This window comes from Pseudomonas sp. Tav-5-1A, from assembly GCF_055755055.1.
In genome coordinates, this window is record NZ_CM146901.1 from 1746909 (window position 1) to 1766952 (window position 20044).

The 20044-nt window shown below is 62.5% G+C and carries 14 protein-coding genes; 9 read left to right on the forward strand and 5 right to left on the reverse strand.

Annotated elements, in window-relative coordinates:
* Position 1 precedes the first annotated feature (1 nt).
* The 5 genes from AC0J42_RS07735 to AC0J42_RS07755 form a co-directional block, all read right to left on the reverse strand.
* Positions 2–2368 (reverse strand): glycosyltransferase family 2 protein, encoded by a 2367-nt coding sequence (locus tag AC0J42_RS07735; RefSeq protein WP_473005706.1) that lies wholly within the window; start codon positions 2366–2368, stop codon positions 2–4.
* 4 nt (positions 2369–2372) lie between these two features.
* Positions 2373–4826 (reverse strand): glycosyltransferase, encoded by a 2454-nt coding sequence (locus AC0J42_RS07740; RefSeq protein ID WP_473005707.1) that lies wholly within the window; start codon positions 4824–4826, stop codon positions 2373–2375.
* A 146-nt stretch (positions 4827–4972) separates the two neighbouring features.
* Positions 4973–6343 carry a DUF4214 domain-containing protein gene (locus AC0J42_RS07745; RefSeq protein WP_473005708.1) on the reverse strand — a complete coding sequence of 457 codons (1371 nt, stop codon included), beginning with the start codon at positions 6341–6343 and terminating at the stop codon, positions 4973–4975.
* Positions 6344–6360: 17 nt separating this feature from the next.
* Entirely contained in the window at positions 6361–7185 is an 825-nt protein-coding gene (locus AC0J42_RS07750) for a hypothetical protein (protein WP_473005710.1), read from the reverse strand.
* 142 nt (positions 7186–7327) lie between these two features.
* Positions 7328–8620 carry a glycosyltransferase gene (locus tag AC0J42_RS07755; RefSeq protein ID WP_473005711.1) on the reverse strand — a complete coding sequence of 431 codons (1293 nt, stop codon included), beginning with the start codon at positions 8618–8620 and terminating at the stop codon, positions 7328–7330.
* Positions 8621–9026: 406 nt separating this feature from the next.
* Here AC0J42_RS07755 and AC0J42_RS07760 point away from each other — a divergent pair, with 406 nt between their 5' ends.
* From AC0J42_RS07760 to AC0J42_RS07800, 9 genes are all read left to right on the forward strand, one after another.
* Positions 9027–10769: a type I secretion system permease/ATPase gene (locus AC0J42_RS07760; RefSeq protein ID WP_473006822.1), complete on the forward strand. Its 1743-nt coding sequence runs from the start codon at positions 9027–9029 to the stop codon at positions 10767–10769.
* A 15-nt stretch (positions 10770–10784) separates the two neighbouring features.
* Positions 10785–12110, forward strand: coding sequence for an HlyD family type I secretion periplasmic adaptor subunit (locus tag AC0J42_RS07765; RefSeq protein WP_473005712.1), 1326 nt, complete (start codon positions 10785–10787; stop codon positions 12108–12110).
* Positions 12107–13507: a TolC family outer membrane protein gene (locus AC0J42_RS07770; protein ID WP_473005713.1), complete on the forward strand. Its 1401-nt coding sequence runs from the start codon at positions 12107–12109 to the stop codon at positions 13505–13507. The genes AC0J42_RS07765 and AC0J42_RS07770 overlap by 4 nt, the downstream gene beginning before the upstream one ends.
* Before the next feature lie 248 nt (positions 13508–13755).
* Positions 13756–14787, forward strand: a complete 1032-nt coding sequence (gene gmd, locus AC0J42_RS07775) for a GDP-mannose 4,6-dehydratase (RefSeq protein ID WP_416423046.1) — start codon at positions 13756–13758, stop codon at positions 14785–14787.
* On the forward strand, positions 14787–15680 hold the full coding sequence (locus AC0J42_RS07780; protein WP_416423047.1) for a GDP-mannose 4,6-dehydratase: 894 nt from the start codon (positions 14787–14789) through the stop codon (positions 15678–15680). The genes gmd and AC0J42_RS07780 overlap by 1 nt, the downstream gene beginning before the upstream one ends.
* Positions 15681–16826, forward strand: coding sequence for a glycosyltransferase family 4 protein (locus AC0J42_RS07785; RefSeq protein WP_473005714.1), 1146 nt, complete (start codon positions 15681–15683; stop codon positions 16824–16826).
* Positions 16823–17941 (forward strand): glycosyltransferase family 4 protein, encoded by a 1119-nt coding sequence (locus tag AC0J42_RS07790; RefSeq protein ID WP_473005715.1) that lies wholly within the window; start codon positions 16823–16825, stop codon positions 17939–17941. The genes AC0J42_RS07785 and AC0J42_RS07790 overlap by 4 nt, the downstream gene beginning before the upstream one ends.
* A gap of 36 nt (positions 17942–17977) precedes the next feature.
* The gene (locus tag AC0J42_RS07795; protein ID WP_473005716.1) at positions 17978–18949 is read left to right on the forward strand and encodes a UDP-glucose 4-epimerase family protein; all 972 of its coding nucleotides are present in this window, start codon (positions 17978–17980) and stop codon (positions 18947–18949) included.
* Positions 18946–19974: an MraY family glycosyltransferase gene (locus AC0J42_RS07800; protein ID WP_473005717.1), complete on the forward strand. Its 1029-nt coding sequence runs from the start codon at positions 18946–18948 to the stop codon at positions 19972–19974. The genes AC0J42_RS07795 and AC0J42_RS07800 overlap by 4 nt, the downstream gene beginning before the upstream one ends.
* The last annotated feature ends 70 nt before the right edge of the window (positions 19975–20044 follow it).

Consider the following 20044-nt stretch of genomic DNA (forward strand, 5'->3'; position numbering starts at 1 on the left):
GTCAGCTTGCCGACCAGCGAATGGCGGTGGAGCGGGGCGGCAGGGCCAGCCCGCCATAGGGACCGCTCAGGTAATCGGCGCTGAGCGCCGGGTGGTAGTGCATGTCCTGCTCGCCGTTGCTGAACCAGCGCTCCATGAACCACTGCTGTTCACGCAGGGCGCGGGAGCGTTTGTCGCTGGAAATGTCCTTGCCGCGGCTGGCCGATTCGGCGTGCACCAGGCGGGCGAACGCCGACCAGATCAGTTTGTAGCCATGCTTGCGGATGCGCAGGCACAGGTCGACGTCGTTGAAGGCCACGGGGAAGGCAATGTCGTCGAGGCCGGCCAGGCCGGTGAACAGCGACTTGCGCATCAGCAGGCAGGCGGCGGTGACCGCGCTTTGCTGGCGGGTCAGCTGGTTGCTGGCCAGGTAGCCAGGGTCGCGGTCTTCCAGGGTGTTGCCGCTGTGGGCGGCCAGGCCGTTGATGCCCACCACCACGCCGCCGTGCTGAACCATCCGGTTTGGCCACAGCAGCTTGGCGCCGACCGCGCCCACGCCTGGGCGCAGCAACTGGCTGAGCATTTCCTTGAGCCAGCCGGCGTCGATGATCTCGATGTCGTTGTTGACCAGGCCGATGATCTCGCCGGTGGCGTGTTCCACGGCGCGATTGTTGATGGTGGCATAGTTGAACGGGTAGGGGTGGTCCAGCACTTTCACGCCGCGGCCACGCAACTCGGCCAGGTAGGCCAGGGTTTGTGGTTCGCTGGACTGGTTGTCGACGACGATGACTTCCAGGTGCGGGTAGTCGGTCTGGCCGACCAGGCCTTCGATGCAGGTGCGCAGCAGGCCGACCTGGTCACGGGTGGGCACGATTAACGAGATGCGCGGCAGTTTCTCCGGCAGTGGCCAGTGCACGCGCAGCAGGCCGGGGTGGGCCGGGTGCGGGAGTGGGGTGGCGCCCGGTGCCAGGCACTGGCTGAGCCAGGCCACGGCCTGGTGGCGGTCCATGGACGGGCGCACGTGCTCGGGGCTGGCGATGCTGGCGTGGCTGCGGTGGTAGAGGATGAACGGCAGGTGCGCGACGCGGCGCTGTTCCGACTCGCTGATCAGGGCGATTGCAGCCATCAGGTAATGCCAGTCCAGCCATTGCAGGCCGCTTTCAGGTGTCAGCAGGCGCAGCGCATCGTCGATAATGGCGCGGCCCAGCAGGGCGCCTGGGCTGAAGATGTCGGCCCCCAGGAACAGGTCCAGGTCCCAGCTGGGCTTGAACCACGGCAGGCTGCGTTCACCGTGCGGGCCATCACGGTCACAGTCGCCGTAGCACCAGGCGGCGCCGGCTTCCAGGCCGCGTTGCAGTTGGTCCATCGCGTGCACGGGCAGGTGGTCGCCGGCGTGCAAGGGCAGGACGGCGTCACAGCCCAGGTCCAGCAACTGGCGCAGCCCGGGCAGGATGTTGTCGGCGGTGGCGATGGCGGTGTGTACGTGGCCAAGGCGCTGGGCCTCGACGCTGCGTTGGCTGATGCGCTCTTGCGCGGCGTCGCCGTGGCTGATCAACAGCACGCCCAGGGTGCGCCGTGGGGTGTCCGGCGCCAGTGCCGGGGGCTGTTGAAACGCTGCGTGCCAGTGGGCGTAATGCTGGAAGCCGGCGCTTTTGGGCAGGCGCATGGCCTGCTCCTTGGCCAACTGTTCGGCCAGGGTCAGCAATGGGCTGCGGGTGCTGTCGGCGCGGTATTCGCGCAGCAGCCCCTCCATGCCTTCGGGCCAGCAGCACAGGGTGAACGGGCTGCCGGACAGCGGTACGCCGGCGTCGGTTTCCACGTGCAGCAGGTGGGGTTTGCCGTCGGCCAGTGCCCAGGGCAGTTCCAGTTCGAAGCCATGATCATCGCTGCTGCGCTGAGCCAGTGCAGGGTGGCGCTGGTTGCACAGGGTGCGCTCCAGCTGGCGGTCGCCTTCGCGCACGGTGATGGTCACGTGGCGTCCGGGGGCTTGCGGGTCCCAGGCCCAGCCGGCCAGGCGCAGCCCGCCGGTGTGCCATACCTGGCTGGCGACAGGGGCGGGCGCCTTGGGGGCGGCGCTGGGCAACTGCACGGGGTTGTCCAGGTAGTGGGCGGTATTGGCGATGCGCACGCTGATGTGGCGGGCGCCAGCCAGCCAGGTGTCGCGCAGTTGCACGGCAAAGCCGTGGAACTGGTCGCCGTGCTCGGCGCTGGGCTGGAACTGGTCGGCCCGGGCCATGGCCACGCAGGCACCGTCCACGCACACTTCGACGACCAGGCGCAGGTCTGGTTGGCTGGCGTCCAGTGCCCAGCCTTGCAGTACGTCACCGTACAGGCCGGTGATGGCCCCCTGCCAGGCGATGGATGGGGTGGAAGTGGCTGTTTGGGTCATGTTTTCACCGGCGCGGGGCGCGGCTCCGTGGAATAGGCAGCAGTGAAATGGCGTGCGCGCCTGCTTCTTCGCACACGGCATGTGCCGGGGCGTACAGGGGCAGGCTATGGGCGGCTGCCAGCGCAGGCGCCGCCCAGCTTGAATCAGGGGTGGCGTCCAGGCTGAGCGCTGCCTGGACGCCGGCCAGTTGCAGGCACTCGCCAAGGCTGAGCCCCGGCATGGCCTGCACCGCCTCCACTGCGCCGGTGTTCAGCAGATTGGGCAGCCAGGCGCCGTCGTGCAGGCACAACAGGCGCAGGGGCAGCTTTTCAAGGGTGATCTGGCGTGCCAGGGCCTGCCATTGGCGGGCGATTTCGGGCTGCTGAAGGCTGTCGGCGATCAGCAGTACCTGGGGGTTCTTGCCGGCCTTGGGCAGGCGGGTGCGCTTGCCCGGTGCCAGCAGGGGCACCTCCGGCAGCAGGCGCGCGTAGCTTTCCACCTGCGCCGCCCAGGGCAGTTCCAGCTGTCGCGCCTGCCGTGCAAAGTCGAGCCAGGCAGCGTCCTGGCTGGTGGCCAGGTCGTCATGGCAGTGAATGCGGTAGGGACGGACCAGTTGCGCGGGCAAGGCCAGGGCTTGGGTCGGGCAGCGCGACGGTTGCAGGTACACCAGTTCGGCCAGCGGCAAGCCTTGCAGGTCGTCGAGCAACTGCTGGTGTTGCTCGGGCATGCGGTACTCCAGGCGCACGGGCAGTGGCGTGAGGTGGGCCGTGAGTGTGGCGATGCAGCCGCGGGCGGCGTGCTGGTAGCACAGGGTCAAGGGCGCGGTCACGTCGCGGTCGGCATGGATGATCAGCTCGGCGTGCTGCGGCGCTTCGCCGATCCAGTCGGCGAGTTGCACCAGGCGGGCGCGTTGCAGGCCCTGGCGAACATCGTGCAGCGGGTCGCGCAGGCAGAAGCGCTGGTAGCGGCCTGGGGCGTCGGGGTAGCGTCGGCGCAGAATGGCGTTGTTGTGGGCCACCCGCAGGGCTTTCTCATTCCCAAAGGAGATGCCGCCCTGATGGGCGACGAACACCCGTGGCGCACCCATGTGGCGCCAGCCCAGGGAGCGAGCGCGCAGGCACCAGTCGGTTTCTTCACCGTAGCCGCGTAGCAGGTGAACTTCGTCCAGGTAGCCAACGGCGTTCAAGGCGCTGCGCTTTATATAGAGACAGAACCCGCAGCCGGTTTCGATTTCCACGGCGTCCTGGGGCAACCCGGCAGCCAGTTGGTCCAGCTGGGCGTGCTGCTCGGCGTCGGGCATGTCGTGACTGATGCGGCTGGCCGGGAAACTCATCAGCTCGCCGTTATTGGTGAAAGGCGTGACCGAGGCGATGTCATCGGCCTGGTAGGCCACTTCGCGCAGGCGGTCCAGCCAGTTGCCGTGCACGCGGGTATCGGCGTTGAGCCAGACCACGTCGCGGTCCGGGCTCAGGGCCATGCCGCGGTTGGTGTTGCGGATGAAGCCCAGATTGGTGGGCTGGCGCACGTAATGGATGCTGCCGGCCTCGGCAAGCGCCACCAGCGCGTTTTGCAGTGCGCTGTTGGGGGTGGCGTCGTCGAGTACCACCAACCGGTGCTCGGTGCGGTTCAGGTGGGCGTTGCGCAGCACGCTGTCCAGGCATTCCAGGGTTTCGTGCAACCCTTCATACACAGGGACCAGTACGTCCACCGGGCGCGCGGCGAAATCCACGGCCAGCGGTTGCGGTGGCTGGAACGCGGCCAGGATCGACAACGGGCTACCGGCCAGCGCCACGCCATCGGCGCTGCCAAGGGTGACTTCACCCAGGCCTGGCGCGGAGATGCGAAAAGCGCCGTGGCTGCCAGGCAGCCCGGCTTCGGCCAGCAGGCGCGATGGTGCGTCGGCCAGCACCGCTTGGCTGCCAGTGGCGCTGCGCAGCAGCAGGCGAGGGGCGTGGCCAGGCGCGCGCAGGTCGACGGCCCAGCCGTGCAGCTCGCCTGTGGCGATGTCGTGGTGCACCACGCCGATCAGCGTGGGTGCCTGCTTCTGGCCAGCCAGCAGGCCCATCAGCAACTTCAGCTCGCGGCCGTCGGTTACCTCGGGCAGGTGCTTGAGGATGGCTGGGGTCAGGGGGAGCGCATCGCGCTGTTGTCCGCGTGCTTGCCACAGCGCCATGCGCAGGGTCACGTCCAGTGGCGCGTCGCGCCAGGCGGCGGCAAGAAAGCGCAGGGCCAGTTCGGGGCGGCCCTGCAGCTGAATGCTGCGACCCAGCAGCGCCAGGACGTCACCGCGCTGGGGCAATGCCCTGGCAGCGTTGCTCAGGTGGCTGAAGGCACTCTGAGGCTTGTTGTGTTGCAAGGCATCGATCCCTTTCCAGATCAGTGCCTCGGAACGATATTCGGGGGTATGCAAGGCACGCTCAAGATGAGCAGCAGCACTTCCAGGCTGACCGTTCTGACGGTAGCGATGGAAATGGTCCATGAGAGTCTCGAGCTCATGGTTGAGGTGTCTTGACATGGAAATTCGGTACCACTGAGGGATAAAAAAGAGGGGCACCTTTCGGAGCCCCCTTTTCAAACTCTTCCGGCCCAGGGGCCGGAAGGGTTCAGGCTTGCGACGAGGTAGCGTTACGCTACGCCGTGTACCACTACAACGCTGGTGTTGTGAGCAACAGCTTCGTCGGAACCGACGATGGCGATTGCCACTTCAGCCTGAGTGGCGCCGTTTGCCAGGGCAGCGGTCCAGTCAGCCTTGCCTTGAGCGTCAGCAGTGCGGCCCAGCGCTTCTTCGTACAGGTTGTCGAGGAAGTCGGAGGTGACCTTGGCCGAAGCTTCGGACGAGTCAGCGAATGCCTCGGCAACGGTTGCACGGTCAGTGCCGTTGGCCAGTGCGTTGGTCCAGTCAGTCAGACCGGCGTCGTCAGCGCTGCGACCCAGGACGCTGCTGTACAGTGCTGCTACGTACTGTGCGTCGGTGGTGTTGGCAGCGGTGGCTTCAGCGGAACCGGCAATGGCGTTGACCACGTCGGCACGGCTTTCACCGGAGGCCAGGGCGTTCAGCCAGGTAGCTTGGCCTTCGCTGTCGGCGTCGCGGCCCAGCAGGTTGCTGTACAGCGAGTTGACGAAGTCGGCGTTTGCCTTGTTCTGGTACTCGGTGGAGCTCAGGAACGCGTTGGCGACGTCGGTCAGCGAAGTGCCGTTGTCAACAGCGCTGGTCCAGTTTTGAGCGCCTTCGGCGTCAGCGTCGCGACCCAGCAGGGCGTCGTACAGGCGCAGAGCGGCAGCTTCGTCATCGTTGCCGACTACAGCGATGGAGGCGCCGTTGTCGAAGCTGATGAACTCGGCGTTCGAAGTGGTGATGGTGTGCGAGCCGTTGGTCAGCACCAGGTCGGTGTCGTTGACGGTAGCGGTGAAGTCAGCTTTGGAGCCCGAAACCACAACGGTGTCGTAACCAACGCCAGCATTGATGGTGTCGTTGCCGGTGCCAGCGATGATGGTGTCATTGCCGTAGCCAGTGGTGATCGAGTTGTCGCCGCTGCCAGCGATGATCAGGTCAGCGCCGTTGCCGGTGGAGATGGTGTCGTTGCCAGCGCCGCCGTCAACTACGGTGTTGCCGCCAGCTACGGTGATGGTGTCGTTGCCGTTGCCGCTGACGATGACGCGCTCGTTGGTATCAGCACCGTCGTAGGTGAAGTCCAGAGTCAGGTTGGCATCGCTGGAGAATACGAATGCTTTGGCAGCGTCCAGGCCGTCAGCGTTCAGGCCAACAGTGACGTCGGTGCCGGCAGCGCCTGCAACGTCAGCGATGATGGCTTGAGCGGACTCGCCAGCTGGGGCGATAACGGTGCCCACGCCATCCCACGAACCAACGACTACGGTCGACGCGGTGTTCAGATCCAGGATCTGCGAGATCGCGTTGACGGTGGTAGCCGACAGGTTGGTGTTGGCGTTCAGTGCTTCGGTGACTTCGCTGGAGAGGATTGGATTGTCATACTGCATGATTTAATTCCTGTAGATCAGGCCAACTGGCCCTCAGTGCTATATTTTTGCGTAACCGCAGGGTTTTCCCATGGAGACTTATAGCGGGGAGCGTTGATCTCAGGATGGGGGGAAATCGATAGCTTGATGCCAACCAGCGCTTCCTTGCCCGTAGGCCCGAACAGCATCTGGTCAGCGGCAATAGGTTGTGGGCCTGCACCAGCGAACGCCACTTCACCGCTCACTTGATAGTGGCGGCTATTGGGGCCGGTGAGGCTGAAGCCGACGGCCACCAGGGCTGCGCCCTTGGCGCGGGTGCCGCTGTAGTGGCCCGACAGTACCTTGGGGCTGGGGCCGGCGCCGGCGATGGTGCTGGTGTACACCAGGTCCACGCCTTCCGGGCGGTTGGCCCAGTCGATGAGGAAGCCTTCCAGGCGGGCCGTGCCGTTGGCATCGCCCAGCCAATCATGGGTCGTGGTGATATCGCCGCGTGACTGGACATGGCCGAGCAGTTTCAATTGTGCGCCGCTGGTAGCGGAAGTAGATGCCGGCGCGGCCACTGTTGAACTTGGGGCCGGGCTGGAAAAGTTGCGCATAATAGCGGCGGAAGTGTCGATGCGGTCAATGCGCAGGTCGACAGGGTCAACGGCGACGTTGGCGAGATGGTACTCGGTAATCAGTACCGTAGTTACGCCATTTTTTACGCGGCCAATGATGCAGTCGCCCAGTTTGGTCAGCATGTTTTTGCTGACACCCTCGGCGGGAAAGAAATCGATTAAACCTTTGCCTAGCGGAGCTTGTTGCAGCGCAATAAAAACCGCTTTCTCGGCTGTGGTGGTAGACGCATAACGAAAGATATACATACCCGGCTCGAGAAGTGTAACTCGAGAGGTTATCTTTAAATCGTCTGTGGTTTGAGATGACACCCGTTCAAGCTCCTTACTATCCTGCAACCAGTCGCGTCCCGCGCTCGTGTAAAAAGATGATCCGAGCGAGAGTTGCCAACTAATTAAAGGCTAATGGCGTTATGGTGGCTTCCCTGACAGGAAGGGAGATTAGACGATCTGAGAAAGTTTCGCAATACGTCCGTGTAAGAATTTTTTCATACGCCTGTAGGGTTACTGTCTTCAGGTCGTAACGTTGCTGAATCGTCGCTCGTGCTTGCTGGCCAATGCCCCGGAATTGCTGGGGGTCGGCCAGTACAGCGCACACCGTGCGGGCAATTTCCGCCGGTTTGAAAAAGTCCACCAGCAGGCCGTTGGTCCCGTGTTCGATGACCTCGCGAACGGGTTGAGTGTCAGAGCCGACAACCACCGCGCCCGCACTCATGGCTTCAAGCAGCGACCAGGACAGTACAAACGGGTAGGTGAGATAGACGTGGCAGCGGGTGATCTGCATCAGGCGCAGGAACACCGTGCGCGGCACCCGCCCCAGAAAATGCACGCGCGCAGGGTCCAGCAGGTGGGCCACTTCGATCAGGTATTTCTCGCGCCAGGTGCCGTCTTCACCCTTGGCGCCGTAGCCGGCATCGTCACCGCCCACAATAAATACCTGCAGGTTGGGGCGGGCCTTGAGGATGGCTGGTAGTGCGCGCATGAACTGGTGGTAGCCACGCAGCGGCTCCAGGTTACGGGCAACGAAGGTCAGCACCTCGTCGCCGCGTCGAATGCGCAAGTTTTTGTTCGGTAAGCGAATTTCAGCTGCGGGGTGCGGGGCGACCTCGTCGGTGTCGATGCCTTCGTGCAGTACCACGGTCTTGGCCTGCGCCCATGCCGGTAACGTGCTTGCCTGCCATTGGGTGGCGGCGATGCCCAGGTCCATGGCGTCCATGGCCAGTAGCAGGCTGGCGTTCTTGGTGTGCAGGCGCGCCTTGGTTGCGAAGGCCTGCTCCGGGAATTCGGGGTCGAAGTCCAGGTCCTGGCCGGTGGCGCGGTAGAAATATTCCATCAGGCACACAAGGCGTGCGCGGGGGAAGATGTCCTTGAGGTAAAGGGTCTCGCCCCAGCCTGGGTGTGCAAGTATCAGATCGGGTACAAAGCCCTTGTCGGCCAGCGCCTGAGCCAGCTGGGCACAGCCTTCGGCGCGCAGGGTCTTGCTCTCGAATTCCTGGGCAAGGTCATGTATGCCGGGGGTGTTGGATCGCTGCAGGGAATAGCTGAAAACCTCCACGCCTTGCAGAGGTTCGCGATTCAGCGGGCCCTCGCGCAGGGCGGCGACACGATGTCCCAGTTGGGCAAAGTGTTTGGCGATGTGCAAAAATTGGCCAGGAAAGTTCTGGTGTACGAACAGTAGGTTCATTGAGTCCATGATCTGTACTGCGGCAGCAGAAAGTCTGCTTCCTTGCGCAGAGCTTCGTACGCGGGGCGTGCGAAAAGTTGCAGGCCTGAGCGCGTAGCTCGCAAAAAAATTATGCCGCTATGGTAATGACAAGTGTCGGGCATGTCTCGACCGGTTGTCGACTTGCCCTCAATCTCGGAAATGCCTTACAGGTACTTCCTACAAATAAGCCTTGTTATGTGTGGGGTTGGCTAGGCAACCGATGCTGGCCTTTTGCCTTTATTTTGCGGGAGATCGGAGCATTCATTTGGATGTCACTGGTCGGGCAAATATTAAACTTGGCAATTGGTACATTTTTTTGGGCTGCATTGATGAAGCTCGATGGTACACTCTGGCGCTTTCCGTCTTACCAGCCAGTATGGATGCTATGAGTCGCTTACACGAGAATAACTTGCAGGCTGCTCTCAAAGTCTGCAAGGGCAGTTTCCTTTCCGTCGGTTTCTTCAGTCTGTTCGTCAATGCCCTCATGCTGGTGCCGACCTTCTTCATGATTCAGGTCTCGGGCCGTGTCGTGCCCAGCAGCAGCCAATCGACCCTGTTGATGCTGGTGCTGATCATGACCGTGCTGATGTTCACCATGGGGTCGCTGGAGTGGGTTCGCTCGCGCATCATGGTGCGCATCAGCAACCGCCTGGATGCGCTTCTGAGTCGCGACGTGTATCGCGCCAGTTTTCGCCGCGCCCTGGACAGTGGCGGCATGGACGCGTCGGCCCAGGCGCTGAACGATTTGACCGCCTTGCGCCAGTTCATGACCGGCAACGGCCTGTTCGCCTTCTTCGACGCACCCTGGTTGCCGATCTACGTCGCCGTGATGTTCATGTTTCACGCCGTGTTCGGTTGGGCCACCATTGCCTGTGCCATCGTGCTCATTTGCCTGGCGTTGCTGAACCAGCGCTACACCGGCAAGCCGATTGCCCAGGCCAACAAGGAAAACCTGCTGGCTTCGCTGCACACCACCAAGACCCTGCGCAACGCCGAAGTCATCGAGTCGATGGGGATGCTCGGCACGCTGATGCAACGCTGGAACGTGCGTCAGCGCACTGTGTTGCGCCTGCAGTCCTACGCCAGTGACAAAAGCGGGATCATCACGGCGGTGTCCAAGACGTTCCGCCTGTGGACGCAGTCGCTGATGCTGGCGGTGGGTGCCTACCTGGTGATCAACCACGAGGTAAACCCTGGCCTGATGATGGCCGGCTCTCTGCTGCTGGCCCGTGCCTTGTCGCCCATCGACCAGATGATCGGCAACTGGAAGGGTTTCATTGCGGCGCGTCAGCAGTACGTGCGCCTGAACGAAACCCTGGACAAGCTGGCCAACGAGCCGGAGCGCATGAAACTGCCGGCCCCGGAAGGTCATATCCAGGTCGAGGGGCTGATCGTTGTGCCGCCGGGCGGAAAGGAGCCGGTGATTCGCGGCCTCAGTTTCGTGGCCCCGGCGGGCACCATTATCGGCATCGTGGGGCCAAGCGCCGCGGGCAAGTCGACCCTGGTGCGCGCCATCATGGGTATATGGAAGCCGCAGCGTGGCGTGGTGCGCTTGGACGGCGCCGACATCGGCTCGTGGGACAAGCAGGACCTGGGCCCCTATGTGGGCTATCTACCGCAGGATATCGAACTGTTCGAAGGCAGTATCAGCGAGAACATCGCGCGCTTTGAAAAGGTCGATCCGGAAAAAGTGGTGCACGCCGCCAAGACCGCAGGCGTGCACGAGATGATCCTGATGCTGCCCGATGGCTATGACACGGTAATCGGAGGGGAGGGCATCAACCTGTCCGGCGGCCAGCGCCAGCGCATTGGCCTGGCCCGTGCCATCTACGGCAGCCCGCGGCTGATCGTGCTGGATGAGCCGAACTCCAACCTCGACGAGGTCGGGGAGCGGGCACTGGGTGTCGCCTTGCAGAAAATCAAGGAAAGCGGCGCCACGGTCTTCATCGTTTCCCATCGCCCCAACGTTCTCTCGCGTCTTGATCGGATTATGGTCATGAGTGCCGGCACTATCAGCCTCTACGGGGCTCGCGAGCAAGTGATCGCCGAATTGGCTAACCAGCAGGCAAAGGCTCAGCAGCGGGTGGCGCAGGCCCCTGCCGCGGGCGCCGCCCCGGCCAGCGCGTAAAAGGAAGTGTTTCAGATGAGCAGTACAACCCTTATTCCCCTGGACGACGACGCAGGTGAGGTACCGACCTCCGATCGTAGTATCCGCCGTCTGGGCATGACGATTGTTCTTGTCACGTTCGGCCTGTTCGGCGGCTGGGCCGCGTTGGCACCGCTGGACAACGCGGTGTTCGGCAGTGGCCAGGTCACGGTGCAGAGTTACCGCAAGACCGTACAGCACCTGGAGGGCGGTATTGTCAAGGAGCTGTTGGTTCATGACGGTGACCTGGTGCGCAAGGGCGACCCGCTGATTGTGCTCGACCCCTCCCAGGTCAGTGCCGACTACGAGTCCACGCGCAGCCAATTGATCGCTGCTCGTACCAAAGAGGCGCGACTGCGCGCCGAGCGCGATGACCTGCCGACCATGCCGGTGGTGTCCTACGAGGGGCCGGACAGTGACCGGGCCCGTGAGGCGCTCGAGGGTGAAACCCATGTGTTCAATGCCCGGCGCACCTCGCGCCTGGGCGAAATCGCGGTGAAGAAAGAGCGTGTCAGCCAACTGGGCCAGCAAATCGCCGGCCTCGAGGCCATGATCAAGACCAAGATGGGCCTGGAGCGCTCCTACAGCGAGGAAATCACCAAACTGCGCGAGCTGCTGGCCCAGGGCTTTGTCGACAACCAGCGCCTGCTGGACCAGGAGCGCAAGCTGGACATGCTCAAGTCCGAGGTGGCCGACCACAACTCGAACATCATTACCAGCCGTCTGCAGATCAACGAGACGCAGCTGGAGATTGTCCAGCTGACCAAGGACTTCAACTCCGATGTGGTCAAGGACCTGGCCGATGTGCAGAGCCAGGTGTTCGACCTGCAGGAAAAAGCCGCAGCCCTCAAGGACCGCCTGACCCGTATCGTGATCCGCGCGCCGGAAGACGGCATGGTGCTGGACATGAAGGTGCACACCATTGGGGGCGTGGTCAGCCCGGCGACGCCGCTGATGGACATCGTGCCTGAATCCTCGCAGTTGGTGGTCGAGGTGCACGTGAGCACCAACGATATTGACCGCATTGCCCTGGGCAAGGATGCAGATGTGCGTTTCACCGCCTTCAACAACGCGACCACCCCGGTCATCTCGGGGACGGTCACGCGCATTTCGGCCGACCGCCTGACTGATGACCGCACGGGTGACCCGTACTACCTGGTACGCGTGGCATTGACCGACGACGGCGCCAGGAAACTGGGTGATCGCAAACTGTTGCCAGGCATGCCGGCCGAAGTGCTGATCAATGCCGGCAGCCGTACGATGCTCGAGTACTTGCTGCAGCCTGCGCACAACATGTTCGCCAAGTCGATGATCGAGGAATGATTGTGCGTTTGCTTCCCGTTGCCTTGTTCAGCCTTGTTGCCCTGCAGGTTCACGCCGCCACCCATGAACCGCCGGCGCGCAGTGTCGCCGCCAGTACCTATGCTCTGGACCTGTTGTCACTTTACAAAGAGTCGCGCCTGCAGGACCCGCGCATCATTGCTGCCAATGCCCACGCCCGTTCCGCTGCCGAGCAGCAGCGTGCCGCGTTGGGCAGCCTGCTGCCGCAGGTGTCGGCCAATGGCTCCTACAACCGCATCCTGCGCAAGGAGGATGCCGAGCGTGAAATCTACGACAGCCAGAGCTATTCGCTCAGCCTTAGCCAGTACATCTACAACAAGCAGGCGTGGGAAGACTGGCAGAAGAGCAAAAGCGTAACCCGGCAGAAGGGTTCGGAGGCCGAGGAGGCCTTGGCTGAATCCACCGTGGATCTGGCCCAGCGGTATTTCACCGCATTGGCCGCCGACGACCAGCTTGAGCTGATCATGGCCGAGCGCCGCGCCACGCAGAAAAACCTCGACCAGGTGAATGCACTGTACGCCCGGCAGATGGCCAAGATTACCGATCAGCTGGAGATCCAGGCGCGTGTCGACAACCTGGCTGCCCAGGAAGTCGATGCGCGTAATCAGGTGCGTCTTAGCCGTGCCGCCTTGTCGGAGCTGATCGGGCGCACGGTCAGCGAGCCGTTGAGCCGGATTCGTGATGACGTTGCATTCCAGGCGCCGCTCGACAGCCTGGACAGTTGGATTGAGGTGGCCCTTGCGGCCAATCCGGCGCTCAAGGCCAAGCAAAGCAACCTTGAGGCCGCGCAGGCCGCCGTGCGTGGCGGCAAGGGTGGTCACTACCCATCGCTCAGCTTCAGCCTGAGTGGCCAGCAAAGCGACGAGGGCTACGACAACACCGTATCGCCGCGCGCCGACAGCTATGTGGCGAGCCTGAACCTGAAAGTGCCGATCTACAGTGGCGGTTCCACCTCGGCGCGGGTCCGCGGCCTGTACGACGAGCAGGATGCAGCCGAGCAGGAGCAGGAGGCGGTCAAGCGCCAGGTGGTGAAGGAAACCACCGGTGCCTACCTCACGGCGCAGTCGAGCGTGGAAATGATCCGTGCCAATCGTAATGCCCTCAAGTCGGCTACCCAGGCCAGCCTGGCGTCGCAGAAGGCCTTCAGCTACGGCGTGGCCAATGCGGTGGATGTGCTAAATGCCCTCCAGGCCGAATTCAAGGCCCGCCATGACCTGCTCAAGTCGCAGTACGACTTCGTCACCAACCTGTTCATGCTCGATCGCTGGGCGGGCAAGGTCTCGGAAGACAGCGTGGTAGACGTCAATGGCTGGTTGGGTGGCACCGCCGCCCCCGCGGTTCAAGCCCGGCAGGGGCAGGAAAACACCGCGGCGCGCTGAATCCGGCCCAGGCAGGGTTGCGGAACCTATTGACGCAACCATTGCCTGAGCACGGTGCCAGTGCAGGCCTTCAAATTACGTGGTTACAAATTGCACCCTTTTGTTCGATCTTCAGGTCGAGGGATTGCGGCGTGGCTTGTATAATCACGAATCCTGATGTATTCAATAATATGCATTCACGCCGCTACCGTGGCATGTCTTTATCTGTGCATGCCGATCCGGCATCAAAATGGAGTTTAGAAGCTCGAATGAAAGCAATTGTCACTGGTATCACTGGTCAAGACGGCGCCTACCTGGCTGAGTTGCTGCTGGAGAAGGGGTACACCGTCTACGGTACCTACCGCCGTACCAGTTCTGTCAATTTCTGGCGTATCGAAGAGCTGGGTATCCATACCAACCCGAACCTGCACCTTGTCGAGTACGACCTGACCGACCTGTCGGCCAGCATTCGCCTGCTGCAGACCACTGAGGCCACCGAAGTCTACAACCTGGCGGCACAGAGCTTCGTGGGCGTCTCCTTCGAGCAACCGCTGACCACTGCCGAGATCACCGGCCTGGGCGCGGTGAACCTGTTGGAAGCCATTCGCATCGTCAACCCCAAGGTCCGCTTCTATCAGGCGTCGACCTCGGAAATGTTCGGCAAGGTGCAGGCTATCCCGCAAATCGAAAGCACGCCTTTCTACCCACGTAGCCCATACGGCGTTGCCAAGCTGTACGCGCACTGGATGACCATCAACTACCGCGAGTCCTACGGCATCTTTGCCACCAGCGGCATCCTGTTCAACCACGAATCGCCCCTGCGCGGTCGTGAGTTCGTCACCCGCAAGATCACCGACTCGGTCGCCAAGATCAAGCTGGGCCTGCTGGACAAGATGGAACTGGGCAACATGGACGCCAAGCGCGACTGGGGCTTTGCTAAGGAATACGTCGAAGGCATGTGGCGCATGCTGCAAGCGGACGAGCCGGATACCTTCGTGCTGGCCACCAACCGTACTGAAACCGTGCGTGATTTCGTCACCATGGCGTTCAAGGCCGCGAACATCGAGATCAAGTGGCACGGCGAAGCCGAAGGCGAGCACGCCATCGACCAGGCCACCGGCAAGGTTGTGGTAGCGGTGAACCCTAAGTTCTACCGCCCGACCGAAGTTGACCTGCTGATTGGCAACCCCGCGAAAGCGAAAGAGATTTTGGGCTGGGAGCCGAAAACTTCTCTCGAAGAACTGTGTCGGATGATGGTATTGGCCGACCTGCGCCGTAACGAAAAAGGATTTTCCTTCTGATGACCACTGCCGGCAAACGTGCACTGATAACAGGGATTCATGGTTTTACCGGCCGCTACATGGCGGCAGAGCTTCAAGCCCATGGCTATGAAGTGCTGGGGATGGGTACCCACCCCTCGGATGAAGTCAATTATCATCAAGTGGACTTGGCCGATGCGCCGGGACTGCGCACGCTGCTGGCAGTGCTTCAGCCAGATATCGTCATTCACCTGGCCGCGCTTGCCTTTGTCGGGCACGGCTCGGCCGAGGCGTTCTACCAGGTCAACCTGATAGGCACGCGCAACCTGCTGGAGGCCGTCGCCGCTTGCGGCAAGACCCCGGACTGCGTGCTGGTCGCCAGCAGCGCCAATGTCTACGGCAACGTGTCCGAGGGCTTGCTGAGCGAGGTTACCCCGCCAGCGCCGGCCAATGACTATGCCGTGAGCAAGCTGGCCATGGAATACATGGTCAAGCTGTGGTGTGACCGCTTGCCTATCGTCATGACGCGACCGTTCAACTACACCGGTGTAGGCCAGGCTGACAATTTCCTGTTGCCCAAGATCGTTTCCCATTTTCGCCGCAAGGCCGAACGAATCGAGTTGGGCAACCTGGATGTGTGGCGTGATTTCAGTGATGTGCGCGCGCTGGTCAAGGCCTACCGCGGGCTTATCGAGGCCAGGCCCCTGGGCGAGACGGTCAACGTCAGCTCGGGCAAGACCTACTCGCTGCGCGAGGTCATTGCCATGTGCAGCGAAATCACCGGGCATCAATTGCAGGTCGAGGTGAACCCCGCTTTCGTGCGCGCCAATGAGGTCAAGACCCTCTGCGGTGACAATGCCAAGCTGCGTGCGCTGGTGCCGGGCTGGCAAACTCCGCCCTTGCAAGACACCTTGGGTTGGATGCTGGCTGAGTAAATGAAGGTCATCCTTTCCGTTGAGCCGGTTCGCTTTCCGCTGACCGGCATAGGTCGCTATACCTACGAACTGGCCATGCGGCTACAGCAGAGTCCTGAAATCAGTGACTTGCAGTATTTTGCCGGCCGCTCTTTTCTGCCTGCACTGCCCACGGCCGCCGAAACATCGGGGTCGGGCTACGGGCTCAAGCGCGCGGTGCAGAAAAACTTTCTCGCCATCGAAGCCTACCGGTTGCTGATGCCGTATTTGCGCAAGCGCGCGCTCAAGGGCCATGGTGATTACCTGTACCATAGCCCCAACTATTACCTTCCGCCTTTTGCCGGGCGCAGCGTTGCGACATTCCATGACCTGTCGCCTTTCACCTGGGCGCACTGCCATGCACCGCAGATGGCGCGTTACCTGCAAAAAGAGTTGACCGTGACGGTGGCCCGCGCTGATGCGCTGATCACCGACTCGCAATACACCCGTCACGAACTGGCGAACTATTTCAACTTCCCGCTGGAGCGTATCCACGCAGTTCCGTTGGCCAGTTCGCCAGAGTTCTACCCGCGTACGGCCGAAGCGCTGGCGCCAGCCCTTGCACGCCATGACCTTGTACCAGGCGGCTACAGCCTGTTCGTCAGCACCATCGAGCCGCGCAAGAACATTGACACGCTGCTCGACGCCTATGGGCACTTGCCATTGGCACTGCGCCGTCGTTGGCCACTGATTCTCACCGGTTACCATGGCTGGGCCAACGAGGCTATTCATAACCGCCTGGACCAGGCAAAGCGCGAGGGCTGGGCGCGGTACCTGGGGTTCGTCCCCAGTGAAGACTTGCCATTGCTGTTCGCAGGGGCGCGCCTGTTTGCCTTCCCGTCGCTTTACGAAGGGTTTGGCCTGCCGGTGCTTGAGGCCATGAGCTCAGGGGTGCCGGTTGTCTGCTCCAACAGCTCGTCATTGCCCGAAGTGGCAGGGGACGTAGCGCTGATGTGCGCGCCCATGGACGTGGATGCCCTGAGTGCCAACCTGCAACGCGGCCTCGAAGACGCCGCCTGGCGCGAGCAGGCGGTCGCCTGCGGGCTTGCGCATGCCGCGGGCTTTTCCTGGGAGCGCTGTACCGCACAGACACTCGATGTCTACCAGACAGTGAGCCAGGGGCGATGACCAAGGTCCTGCATTTCTTCAAAACCTATTACCCAGACAGCATGGGGGGGATCGAGCAAGTCATCTTCCAGATCGCCGAGGGGTGCACGCCACGTGGTTTCGACGCCCAGGTGCTGTCGCTGAGCGAGCAGGGTGCTGCTCGCAACCAGCCACTGGCCCACCATGTCACCCATCGCTCCAGGCTGGACCTGCATGTCGCGTCCACCGGCTTTTCGCTGTCTGCTTTCAAGGACTTCAAGGAGCTGGCCGCTGAGGCAGACCTGATTCATTACCACTTCCCGTGGCCCTTCATGGACCTGGTGCATTTCGCCAGCCGCGTACGCAAGCCGACGGTGGTCAGCTACCACTCCGATATCGTCAAGCAGAAACACCTGCTCAAGCTTTACCAGCCGCTGATGAACCGGTTCCTGAACAGTGTCGATGCGGTGGTAACCTCGTCGCCCAACTATGCCCGCAGCAGCCCGGTGCTGCAGGGGCTGGGCGACAAGGTGCGGATGATCCCCTACGCGTTGGACGAGTCGACCTATCCGGTCCCCGATGCCGCGCGCCTGGCTTTTTGGCGGCAAACCCTGGGGCCGCGGTTCTTCCTGTTCGTGGGGGCGTTGCGGTACTACAAGGGCATCGACTACCTGCTTGAGGCGGCGCATCTGACCGGCCTGCCGGTGGCGATCGTGGGCGGTGGCCACCTGGAGCAGGAGCTCAAGGCCCATGCGCTGCGGCTGGGGTTGAACAACGTGCATTTCCTGGGTGGCTTGCCGGACGAGGACAAGGCTGCGTTGCTGCAACTCTGCCTGGGGTTTGTGTTCCCCTCGCACCTGCGCTCCGAGTCCTTCGGGATATCGCTGCTGGAGGCGGCGATGTATGGCAAGCCGATGATCTCCTGCGAGATTGGTACCGGCACCACGTTTATCAATATCGACGGCGTCACGGGGCGGGTCGTACCACCGCGGGATGCCCCGGCGCTGGCCCAGGCAATGAACCAGCTGTGGAGTGAGCCTGAAGAGGCGACCCGGTGGGGCGGGAACGCGCGGAAACGATTCGAGACGGTATTCTCCATCGACGGAATGGTTGATGCCTACGCGGGCCTTTATGATGAGCTGCTGGGCAGGGCATAGCCTGTTTGATGGGTCGATTTTCTCGAGGCGCTTGGCATGTCGTGCAATTCCATATTGGTTACCGGAGCCGCCGGTTTTGTGGGTTCCGCTGTCGTCCGGCATTTTGCCGGGCGGCCATCCCAACGGGTAGTCGCGGCGTCGCGTAACCCCGCCAGCAGGCTGCCGGCAAACGTGCAATCCTGTCTCATCGGCAACATCGACCGTGCCACGGACTGGTCGGCTGCGCTTGCTGGGGTCGACGCGGTAGTGCATTGCGCGGCACGCGTGCATGTGATGAACGAACGCGCCGAGAATCCCCTTGCCGCGTTTCGCCAGGTGAACGTCGAGGGCACCCTGGCATTGGCTCGACAGGCTGCCGCCTCAGGTGTCCGCCGCTTTGTGTTCATCAGTTCCATCAAGGTCAACGGCGAACAGACAGCCGTGGGCCGACCTTTTTCTGCAGACGACGCACCAGCTCCCCTTGACCCCTACGGTGAATCAAAATGGGAAGCCGAGCAGCAGTTGCTGGCCCTTGCCCGCGACACCGCTATGGAAGTGGTGATCATTCGCCCGGTCCTGGTGTACGGCCCTGGGGTAAAGGCCAATTTTCACAGCATGATGCGCTGGCTGGACAAGCGTGTGCCATTGCCGCTGGGGGCGGTAGACAACCGCCGGAGCCTGGTGTACCTGGGCAATCTGGTTGACCTGATCGAAGCATGCATCCATCACCCTGCGGCGGCGAACCAGGTGTTCCTCGCCAGCGATGGCCACGACCTGTCCACCACGCAACTGTTGGCACAGTTGGGGCAGGCCTTGGGCCGGCCCGCCCGGCTGGTGCCGGTGCCGGCAGCCTGGCTTGCCCTGGCGGCCCGGCTGTTGGGCAAGGGAGCGGTGGCACAACGGTTGCTGGGTAGCCTGCAAGTGGACCTGGGCAAAAATAAACGGCTGCTGGGTTGGGCTCCGCCAGTGGCAACGCAAACGGCATTGGCCGACACAGCAAAGTCCTACAGGGAGTCTTGTCGGGCATGAATCATTGGATAACAGGGCTGTTGGTGCTGGCGGGGTCCTTCCTGCTGACGGGCGTTTTACGACGCTATGCGCTCAAGCGCAGCCTCATGGATGTGCCCAATGCCCGCAGTTCGCACACGGTGCCGACCCCGCGAGGCGGGGGTGTGGCTATCGTTTGTGGCTATCTGGCGGCATTGGCGGCGTTGGCGCTCCAGGGGGGCGGGGCAGGCAGCGGGTTCGTGGCTCTGGCGGGAGCCGGCTTGCTGGTCGCTGTACTCGGCTTCATGGATGACCATGGTCATATTGCCGCGCGCTGGCGCTTGTTGGGGCATTTTTGTGCTGGGGCGTGGGTACTGTACTTCGTGGGCGGCATGCCGGTGGTGCAGTTCGCCGGCCTGCGGCTGGATGCCGGCTGGCTGATGGGCGTGGCGGGCCTGCTTTACCTTGTGTGGATGCTCAACCTCTACAACTTCATGGATGGCATCGATGGTATTGCCGGCGTGCAGGCAGTGACGGTGTGCCTCGGCATCTGCCTGGTCTACTGGCTGGGCGGGCAGGGCGAACTGGCCTGGTCGCCGTTGATGCTGGCCGCTGCGGCAGCGGGCTTCCTGTTATGGAATTTTCCCCCGGCAAAAATCTTCATGGGCGATGCCGGCAGTGGTTTCCTCGGGCTCGTGCTGGCGGCGCTGTCGCTGCAGGGTGCTCATGTGGACGCTGCTTACCTGTGGGCATGGTTGATCCTGATGGGGGTATTCATTGTCGATGCCACGTTCACCCTCATGCGGCGCCTGGCCCGTGGCGACAAGGTCTACGAGGCGCACCGCAGCCACGCCTATCAGTATGCGTCGCGGCATTTTCGCGGGCATCGTCCGGTGACCCTGGCGGTGGCCCTGATCAACGTGCTGTGGCTGCTGCCCATGGCGCTGGCGGTAACCTGGCTGCAATTGGACGGTTTGGCAGGGTTGTTGCTGGCATACATGCCGTTGGTGGGGCTGGCGTGGAAATATCATGCAGGCATGCGGGAAATCGTGAATCCTGCTGTCTGATGATCTAGTCTCGGCAATGCCGCTACAATGATCCGGTCTGTTGGATGCAGTAGACCTTGAAGGCAAAGGG

What these genes read in the sequence shown, in the direction of transcription:
- AC0J42_RS07755 (WP_473005711.1), bottom strand. Translation starts at nt 8,620, where the DNA reads ATGAACCTACTGTTCGTACACCAGAACTTTCCTGGCCAATTTTTGCAC.
- AC0J42_RS07795 (WP_473005716.1), top strand. Translation starts at nt 17,978, where the DNA reads ATGTCGTGCAATTCCATATTGGTTACCGGAGCCGCCGGTTTTGTGGGT.
- AC0J42_RS07740 (WP_473005707.1), bottom strand. Translation starts at nt 4,826, where the DNA reads ATGGACCATTTCCATCGCTACCGTCAGAACGGTCAGCCTGGAAGTGCT.
- gmd (WP_416423046.1), top strand. Translation starts at nt 13,756, where the DNA reads ATGAAAGCAATTGTCACTGGTATCACTGGTCAAGACGGCGCCTACCTG.
- AC0J42_RS07735 (WP_473005706.1), bottom strand. Translation starts at nt 2,368, where the DNA reads ATGACCCAAACAGCCACTTCCACCCCATCCATCGCCTGGCAGGGGGCC.
- AC0J42_RS07745 (WP_473005708.1), bottom strand. Translation starts at nt 6,343, where the DNA reads ATGCAGTATGACAATCCAATCCTCTCCAGCGAAGTCACCGAAGCACTG.
- AC0J42_RS07750 (WP_473005710.1), bottom strand. Translation starts at nt 7,185, where the DNA reads ATGTATATCTTTCGTTATGCGTCTACCACCACAGCCGAGAAAGCGGTT.
- AC0J42_RS07800 (WP_473005717.1), top strand. Translation starts at nt 18,946, where the DNA reads ATGAATCATTGGATAACAGGGCTGTTGGTGCTGGCGGGGTCCTTCCTG.
- AC0J42_RS07765 (WP_473005712.1), top strand. Translation starts at nt 10,785, where the DNA reads ATGAGCAGTACAACCCTTATTCCCCTGGACGACGACGCAGGTGAGGTA.
- AC0J42_RS07770 (WP_473005713.1), top strand. Translation starts at nt 12,107, where the DNA reads ATGATTGTGCGTTTGCTTCCCGTTGCCTTGTTCAGCCTTGTTGCCCTG.
- AC0J42_RS07785 (WP_473005714.1), top strand. Translation starts at nt 15,681, where the DNA reads ATGAAGGTCATCCTTTCCGTTGAGCCGGTTCGCTTTCCGCTGACCGGC.
- AC0J42_RS07760 (WP_473006822.1), top strand. Translation starts at nt 9,027, where the DNA reads ATGAGTCGCTTACACGAGAATAACTTGCAGGCTGCTCTCAAAGTCTGC.
- AC0J42_RS07780 (WP_416423047.1), top strand. Translation starts at nt 14,787, where the DNA reads ATGACCACTGCCGGCAAACGTGCACTGATAACAGGGATTCATGGTTTT.
- AC0J42_RS07790 (WP_473005715.1), top strand. Translation starts at nt 16,823, where the DNA reads ATGACCAAGGTCCTGCATTTCTTCAAAACCTATTACCCAGACAGCATG.